Source organism: Actinosynnema sp. NPDC059335, from assembly GCF_042752395.1.
Taxonomy (GTDB): Bacteria; Actinomycetota; Actinomycetes; order Mycobacteriales; family Pseudonocardiaceae; genus Actinosynnema.
Window position 1 is genome coordinate 1 of record NZ_JBHYXZ010000249.1, and the last position, 7,900, is coordinate 7,900.

The 7,900-nt window shown below is 67.5% G+C and carries 8 protein-coding genes; 3 read left to right on the forward strand and 5 right to left on the reverse strand.

The window, feature by feature from the left end; all coding sequences use genetic code 11:
* Nucleotides 1–88: 88 nt before the first annotated feature.
* Nucleotides 89–244 (reverse strand): hypothetical protein, encoded by a 156-nt coding sequence (locus ACFXGA_RS38540; protein ID WP_378097614.1) that lies wholly within the window; start codon nt 242–244, stop codon nt 89–91.
* Entirely contained in the window at nt 241–1,758 is a 1,518-nt protein-coding gene (locus tag ACFXGA_RS38545; RefSeq protein ID WP_378097617.1) for a peptide deformylase, read from the reverse strand. Before ACFXGA_RS38545 ends, ACFXGA_RS38540 begins: the two co-directional genes overlap by 4 nt.
* Before the next feature lie 530 nt (nt 1,759–2,288).
* Between ACFXGA_RS38545 and ACFXGA_RS38550 the strand changes: the two genes are divergently transcribed.
* From ACFXGA_RS38550 to ACFXGA_RS38560, 3 genes are read left to right on the forward strand one after another with little or no spacing between them, the layout of a single operon-like run.
* The gene (locus tag ACFXGA_RS38550) at nt 2,289–3,173 is read left to right on the forward strand and encodes a radical SAM protein (RefSeq protein WP_378097619.1); all 885 of its coding nucleotides are present in this window, start codon (nt 2,289–2,291) and stop codon (nt 3,171–3,173) included.
* Between the two features lie 13 nt (nt 3,174–3,186).
* Nucleotides 3,187–3,936: an AAA family ATPase gene (locus tag ACFXGA_RS38555; protein WP_378097622.1), complete on the forward strand. Its 750-nt coding sequence runs from the start codon at nt 3,187–3,189 to the stop codon at nt 3,934–3,936.
* Between the two features lie 56 nt (nt 3,937–3,992).
* Entirely contained in the window at nt 3,993–4,778 is a 786-nt protein-coding gene (locus ACFXGA_RS38560; RefSeq protein ID WP_378097634.1) for an aminoglycoside phosphotransferase, read from the forward strand.
* Here ACFXGA_RS38560 and ACFXGA_RS38565 read toward each other — a convergent pair.
* The 3 genes from ACFXGA_RS38565 to ACFXGA_RS38575 all read right to left on the reverse strand — a co-directional run bounded on the left by ACFXGA_RS38565 (nt 4,772) and on the right by ACFXGA_RS38575 (nt 7,077).
* A complete protein-coding gene (locus ACFXGA_RS38565; RefSeq protein ID WP_378097625.1) occupies nt 4,772–5,074 on the reverse strand; it encodes a hypothetical protein in 303 nt (100 codons plus the stop codon). The two genes, ACFXGA_RS38560 and ACFXGA_RS38565, sit on opposite strands and share 7 nt — an antisense overlap.
* 398 nt (nt 5,075–5,472) lie before the next feature.
* Nucleotides 5,473–6,657, reverse strand: a complete 1,185-nt coding sequence (locus ACFXGA_RS38570; RefSeq protein WP_378097628.1) for a tyrosine-type recombinase/integrase — start codon at nt 6,655–6,657, stop codon at nt 5,473–5,475.
* Between the two features lie 105 nt (nt 6,658–6,762).
* On the reverse strand, nt 6,763–7,077 hold the full coding sequence (locus tag ACFXGA_RS38575; protein ID WP_378097631.1) for a helix-turn-helix domain-containing protein: 315 nt from the start codon (nt 7,075–7,077) through the stop codon (nt 6,763–6,765).
* Between the last annotated feature and the right edge of the window lie 823 nt (nt 7,078–7,900).

Here is a 7,900-nt window from a genome sequence, read left to right on the forward strand (position 1 = left end):
CTGGCACACCGCTCAGGCCCGGCCAGCTACCATCCCGGCGGCACCGACCGCATCCAGGTAACAACCGCCTCGGGTTATCGGGGGAAGCTCAGATGTCGTCATCAATGGTGACGGGCTCGTCGGCGCGGTTGTCACCGCTGAAGTAGTAGACGTCGAGCGGTGTAACGACGGGCTCCTCCTGCGGAAGGCCCTGGCACATCTCGTTGTCGACCACGAGTTCGCCCACGTGGCGGTCGGTGCTCACGGCGGCCCGCCGTAATTCCAGGTCTGGCCGGTGCCCCGGTACTGCTCGACCGGGATGGACTGCCGTCCGTCGGGCAACAGGTCGCGGCAGAGGGTGCCGTGGAGGTGGTCGACTTCGTGGGCGACCAGCCGGGCCATGCCGCGATCGAAGACGGTGATCTTCTTCTCGCCGGTGATGTCGGTGTGCTCGACGTGGATCTGCATTGGCCGGGGAACCAGGCAGCGGACGTCGAAGAAGCTCAGGCAGCCCTCGTACTGCTCGTCGGTCTCGGTGCCGCTCTCGATGATCGAGGGATTGAGCAGGGTGATCGGCCGGCCGGTGCCGGGCGGGCGGACGAGGGCGGCGGCGCGGTCGATGCCGACCTGGGGCGCGGCGATGCCCATGCCCTTGCCGAAGGTGTGAGCGTGGGCGATGCGTTCGGCGGCGGAGTGCAACTCGGTGATGACTCGGCGGGCGTCCTCGGCTTCGGCGGGCAGGTCGAAGGGGCGGGCGGCGCGGCGCAGCAGGGGATCGCCATCTTGGACCACGCCCAGGGCGGCCATGGTCTCACTGGGACGTGCGGGGGTGATGTCGGTGGTCGTGCGGCCGCGGAAGTCCCATTCGAGTCGGTAGCGGGCGTGCGGGGGTGGGTCCTGGCATGACCAGGCGAAGATGACCCGGTCGCCGTCGGTGGTGCGGTGGATGGCGGTCGGGAAGGGCATGGCGTCGGCGGTCATGGAGGTGTGCAGGCCCCACACCACCGGGGCGAGGTCGGTGGGGAAGTCCAGCGAGACCGACAGCTTCGCGGTGGGCAACCGGATGGCGCGTTGGAACCAGTTGCCCCAGTGCTCGTCGCGGACGGTGTACTCGTACTCGATCCAGGTCGACTCGCCGGGGTAGAGCGGGAAGTGGCCGGTGTCGCCGGCGAAGTGCAGCCAGACTTCTTTGAAGGCGTCGCGGTCGTGGTGGACGCTCCAGCTCATCGGTTCGGACCGGTCCTGGCCGTGCCAGGCGTGCAGGTCGATCTCGTCCCAGGTGAGCGGGTTCTCGCTGTAGAGGCGGTTGGACCGTTCGGGGTCGCCGGGGTAGCGGTCGACGGAGATGCGGATCAGGTAGCGGGTGATGGGCTCGGTACCACCGTTGACCAGGCGGCGGCGTTGGGTGAGCCGGTAGGTGTGCCCGTCGTAGTGCAGGGTGGCGTCGTCGTGGTCGACCACCAGGCTGCCCGCTGCGGACTGGTCGGTAGGGAACGGCAGCGGCGGACGGGGCTTGCCGGTGCGACCGGCTTCGAACTCGCGGAACGCGGTGCGCAGGGCCCCGCCTGACTTCAGTGCGGCGTCGGCGTGCAGCGCGAACTCCCGTGACGGGCGCTCGTGGCCCGACTCCACTTTGGACACGTATGAGCGGTCGTAGCCCATCAACTTGGCCAGCGCGGTGCGGGACAAGCTCCGCACGTCACGCCAACGGGTGAGTTCCGCCGCGAAGGCGTTGGTCTCACCGCTGTCCCCGTTCGTCGAACGCGCCCCGCCGGTCACGACAACACCCCGCTTCTCTGACTGTGAGTAGGCGTGAACCCACCGTGAGTCACCGCTCAGCCTAGAGGCACACCCGGACCAGCTGGTGTTGTGGACCGTATTCAGACGTGGTGGCAGATCGCCTCTGGGATGCAACACCGCCCGTCGGGTCGATGCCGATCCGTCCGGAACGACGAGAGGAGTGGGAGCGTTCCGCTGGTAGGAACCGCTATACCGGCACGTCGGTGTGGCGCTTGTGCGGGCTGCGGTGCCACCGCTGCCCGTCGCGCCCGACCAGTGGTCCGACCTGGCCGACATCCAAGCCAGGGTGCGTTCGGCGAAGTCTTGGCCGGTCCCGGTCGCCGACTTCGCTGCCGGGTCGTCGTTGCGCCGCCGAAGTGGTCCAGCTCGGCTGCGACGCCCTCTTCGACGCTGATTGTTCACCGGTGCGGCGTGCCGTTCTCGCTGCGGTGCCCTGTTGGCGGTGGATGAGAACGCGGTTATCCGGCAAATTCGGTTGTGCTGTTCGCATCGAAGGAAATGAGGTTGAGGTGAACGATCTCTCGTTTATTTGGTTGGAGATCACTGGCAAGTGTCAATTGCGGTGCTCTCACTGCTACGCGGAGTCGGGGCCGGGCGGCAACGACGGTGTGATGACTCCGGGGGACTGGGAGAGTGTCATCGACCAGGCCGGCAGGATCGGCGTTGAAATGGTGCAGTTCATCGGCGGGGAGCCGACGTTGCACCGTTCCTTGCCCGATTTGGTGAACCGCGCCCTGGGCCGCGGCCTGCGAGTCGAGGTGTTCAGTAACCTGGTGCACGTGTCGCCACGGCTCTGGGAGCTCTTTGCTCGACCTGGCGTTCAGCTCGCCACGAGCTACTACAGCGACCGTCCGGACGAACACGAGGGCATCACCAAGGTGCGGGGTAGCCACGAGCGCACCAAGGCCAACATAGTGGAGGCGTTGCGCCGTTCGATCCCGCTCCGCATCGGGGTGACCGACCTCCGAGACGGACAACGCGTCGAGCAGGCACGCGGTGAGCTCGCCGCGCTGGGGTTCGAGGGCGAGGTGCGCGTCGACCACTTGCGAGGGGTCGGACGCGGAGCGCGCGCCATGGCCTCCGACTCGTCTGCGCTGTGCGGGCAGTGCGGTGACGGGAAGATCGCGGTCGCCGCGGACGGCTCGGTGTGGCCGTGCGTGTTCTCGCGTTGGCTGCCGGTGGGTAACGTGCGGCTTGCTCCGCTTGTCGAGATCCTGAACGGACCAACCATGCTGGCGACGACGACTGCGTTGGCCGAGCGGTTCGCGCAACGACCGGTGTCGCCGTGTGTGCCGAACATGTGCGACCCGCAGTGCGGGCCGAGTTGTGGTCCGGCGTGCAACCCTGCGGGCAACTGCACGCCCAAGGGGAAATGCGTCCCGACCGAGTACTGATCAAGGACAGCCCATGCTTGCCCGCCGCGCGTACATCCCCGACGACCTGCTGCCCTCCGGCCTTCCGGATTCACGACCGTGGCCGCTCACCGTGCCGTGCGTGGCGCAGATGGCCGAGGAAGGCATGGTCTTCGAGCGGCCGATCACCTTCCTGGTCGGGGAGAACGGTTCGGGGAAGTCGACCCTGGTCGAGGCGTTCGCCGAGGCGTGGGGGCTGGACGCGCGCGGCGGGCGAGCGGGTCGCAAGTACGTCAACGACCGGCCGAAAACGGTGCTGGGTGACCTGCTCCGCTGGGAGACCACGGTCGCGGGCGCCCGGCACAAGAGCGGGCCGCGGACCAAGCGCCGGGGGTACTTCCTGCGGGCCGAGACGGCGTTCGGGTTCATGGAAGCCGTCAGCGGGATGCGCGGCTACTGGGAAGAGGACACCAGCGAGATGAGCCACGGCGAGGGGTTCCTCACCGTGCTGGCGAACATGTTCCGCGAACCCGGCTTCTACCTCATGGACGAGCCCGAGGCGGCGCTGTCGTTCACGTCCTGCCTACGGCTGGTCAACCTCCTGTACGACCTCGGTGAATCGGGGGCGCAGGTGATCTGCGCGACGCACTCACCGGTCCTGGCCGCCACGCCGGGCGCCGACATCATCGAAGTGGGCGACCACGGGTTCCGGCGGACGAAGTGGGAAGACCTCGCACTGGTCGACCACTGGCGCCGGTACATGAACAACCCGGCCGCCTACCTGCGATACGTCACCGAACAGTGAAAGGGGGCGAGGTGCCGGTCGACACCAGCGAAGCCGACGCGCGGTTCCGGCAGTGGATGCGCGACAACCTCGACCGCGCTGCCGACCACTTCGGCGTGGTCGTGACCGGGGACCCGCTGCTCGGCTGGCATGACCGGTCGATCAGCGCCCCTGTCCGCAAGGGCGACGCCGAGTACTGGCTGCGCGTCGTGTCCGAGGACAAGCAGTGGATCGCCGGCGACTTCTGGACGGGCAACCTCGACGCGAACGTCCTCGACGACCTCGCCAAACCGCGGGTCCTGGACGTGGTCGAGTGGGAGGAATGGCGACAGCAGCGCGCCGAACTCATGACCCGCATGCCTGGCCGACCTTGCTCACCCACCGACGCGCTGCGCACCGAGGTCGAACTGCCCGACGAGTGGTGGGCCGAGCTGCGCCGCACCACCAACACCGTCGCGTCGACGCCGACCGCGCGCGTCAACAGCAGCCAGGACAAGATCACCGACCGGATCGTGCAACGCTTCGGCGACGCCGTCGACCCCACCGTGCCCGAATGGGAGACCGTCCACGGCGATGTCCACTGGGCGAACCTGCTGCGTCCACGGTTCGGCCTGCTGGACTGGGAATGGTGGGGACGCGGACCCGCGGGCACCGACGCGGCGACCCTGCTGTGCTACAGCCTCCTGACGCCCACGGTCGCGCAGCGAGTACACGACGTTTACGCCGACGTCCTCGACACGGACGCGGGCCGGTTCGCGCAGCTCTACACCATCGCACGGCTGTCGCGTCGCATCGACGGTGGAGAGTTCCCCGACCTCGCCGAACCGCTCGAAACACACGCGCGAACGTTGCTCGGTCACTGAGGACCTCCTTTCGCACTGGTGGTCTTCCCGCGAAGGCGGTCGGCGGAGAAGACCTTTTCGCCGAGGACCACGTGGCCCAGTCCCTCGTCCTCGTCGCGTCGCAGGGCATCGTGCGGGTCCGGGGCCTGATCGGCGAGCACGGTGACGGCCTCGTCGTGGTAGCGGTACGCGGTGACCTTGCCGGTGTCGAATCCGGCGCCGGTACGGCCAGGTCCTCCGGCTTGCGGAACCTCGCCACCACGGGCAATGCCTGATTCCACCAGGTCAGCGCCCGGTTCTTGCGGCAGATGCCACATGCCCCGCGTTCGGCGGCTGGCGACAGGTACCCGTCCAGTGCGCGGAGAATGGCGAGCATGGCTCGATAGGCGATCGCGTTGAATGCTCCGGCAGACGAATCTCATGGTGGGAACTCGTCTGCCAGCCACTCCACGCCCACATCAACCGGCGTTCGGTACAGCGGAAGTTCCGTACGCCGCAAACAAGTCTCAACCTCATTGAGGTCATTTTAATGATCTTTACTGCGAAGTTCTCCACCTATGCCATGTGAATTGCAGGTCGGGCAACTCGGCCGGGCCGACCGCTGGCCGATTCTGGACGTACACCACGGTCGGGTACAGCTGCGAGTTGGACAGGATGTCGGTCAGGACGGCGTCGAAGGCGGTTTCCGAGTTGACGGTGACCGCTCGTCCATGGGCTACGCCATCCTGCGCCAGGTGCTGTCACCGACGTCGACGACGGCCTTGTCCCAGCGGTCTTGGAGGCACTGGAGCAGGCGGGTGGTGACTTCGGGGGCGACGTGTGAATAGGTGCGTTGGACGGGGTCTTTGAGGATGTGGCCGAGTCGGAGTGATTGGGCGATCTCGGGGATGGTGTCGGCGATCATCCACGTCTTGTGGCTGTGGCGCAGCCCGTGGAAGGTCAGGCCGGGCTTGACCGGCTGGAGGCGCAGCACCGCACGGGGCTGGTTGAGGTTGCCGTCGGCGGCGGGGCGCAGGGCGCGTTTGCTGAAGTTGCTGCGGCGCTGGAGCGCGCCCTCGGGGGTGGTGAAGACGTGCGGGTGGACGTGGTGGTCCAGGTGTGCCCGCAGCAGTCGGACGAGTGAGGGGTTGAGGGTGATGGTGCGGGCGGAGGCGTCGGTCTTGGGCGGACCGAGCCAGAGCCTGCCGCCGGCGGATTCGTGCAGGGCGCCGTTCTGGGGGTCGATGATGAGGAAGCCGGTGTCGTCGTCGAACAGGTGCAGGTTGTGGCGTTGCAGGCCGGTCAGCTCGCCCCAGCGGGCGCCGGTCCAGCCCGCGGTGACCACGAGCACGGCTCCGACCGGTCCGTAGAAGGCGGCGACCTGGTCGGCGATGCGCAGCGCCTCGGCGGGCTGGGCCCAAACCTTTTCGGGGATGCGGGCGATGTGGTTGCGGCGTCCGCGTCGTCGGGGCCGGATGGGGTTGGCGATGATGAGCTTGTCCTCGGCGGCGTCGGTGAGGATCTGGGAGAACAGCTTGACGAACCCGGCGACGGTGACCGGTGACAGGTGTCCGGCGCGCAGCTGCTTGGCCCATGCCTGGACCTTGAGGTTGGTGATGTCGGCCAGTAGGGTGCTGCCCCAGTGGGGCACGATGTGGTTGCGCACGATGCTGCGGTAGTTGTCCTCGGTGCGGGTATCGACGTCGAGGGCGTCCCACCAGTCGGTGAGCCACTCCTCCACGGTCGTGCGTCCGCCGGTGGGGTCGAGCCAGGTGCCGCGGCGTTGGTCGGATTCGAGGTCGTTGGCGTGGTCCTGGGCGGCTTTCTCGCTCCCGAAGCCGGGGACGGAGCCTATGGTGCCGTCGTCGCGGCGGAACCGGACGCGCCAATGGTTGCTTCCCGACTGCTCCACCCAGGCCATGTGTGCTGCCCTTTCGTCGGCGGTGGTGTGATGGTCACGGCGTGACAGGAGGATGAACGCTCCAGTGGGCCGAGCGATGCAAGCGTTACGGCACAAGAACTTCCGTCAATCCCGAAAGGACCTGCCACGCCTGGCCGGCGGTCGTGTGGAGCGTGCCGGGCGGGCACCGGCTCGGGCGATCGAGGCCAGGTCGTCAGCGGAGAAGCGCAGGTGCTTGCCGGGGAAGGTGCACGGGATCTCCCGGCGTCCGGCCTTGCGGCGAAGCCACGACTCGCGGACGGCCAGCAGGGCCGCCGCTTCGGCGGGTGTGTGCAGCAGGCGGTGGGGATCGGAATCTGGCTGGGACATGGAGCCCTCCGGAGGTGGACGCGTGCGGTGGATACTCCAGAACTCCGAAATAAGGGCCACCAGGGGACACATGCCGACCGAACTCCTCGACGACTTCCACCGGACGGGTGACACAGAAGGGCTTACCGGGCAGGTACCAACCTCTTACCAAGCCAGTACCGTGCCCCATAGCCGCTGGTCAGAGGCTTGGTGACGCGCGAGGGAGATGTTCGGCCATGTCGTCTCGCGCCGACATGGCCCAGGTCTCGATGCGTCGACCAAACCGGCTGAGGTCCAGACCTCACGGCCCGGTGCTGGAGGGGGTCTTCGACCGACCGCCGTGGTGGTAGGCGTACCAGTCGTCCTCGGTCGGGAGCAGAATCAAGCCCTCGCCGTCCCGGTGGTTGACAGGGGAGCGTCCAGGACATCTCCACGCGAGCCTCCAACTACGCGCGTGTCGCCCGCAGGGCGTTCGACGGGTCAGTGACCCCGCGACGACCGGAGCACGCCGCACCGCCGCCGTCAGCGGCCGGGACCGCATCATGCGGGACCAACAGGAGAGCCATCGGGTTCCTCCAGGAGTACCGAGGAGGCACGTTGCACTCCTTCACCCCTGAACTCCGAGAAACAACCCCTCCAGGGACACACGCCCGTCAATTTTCCGCGCTGCCGCCCGATCCGATGTTGCTGCTGGGCTTCCAGGCAAGCGAGTCTGGGATACCAGCTGATCCCTTTATGGCCCTCTTGACCTGCTCTTACGTTCCTCGCAGGGGGTGGCGCTCTAACCGGATCCCCAACCTGATCCCCAATGTGATCCCCCGGACTCCCGTGGGTTCAGCGAGAGTGAAGGTTCCTCGCGGGGAACCCAAGGGTCCGTTCCTGCCAGGACCAGGGCTCGACCCGTGGGTTCGAGATC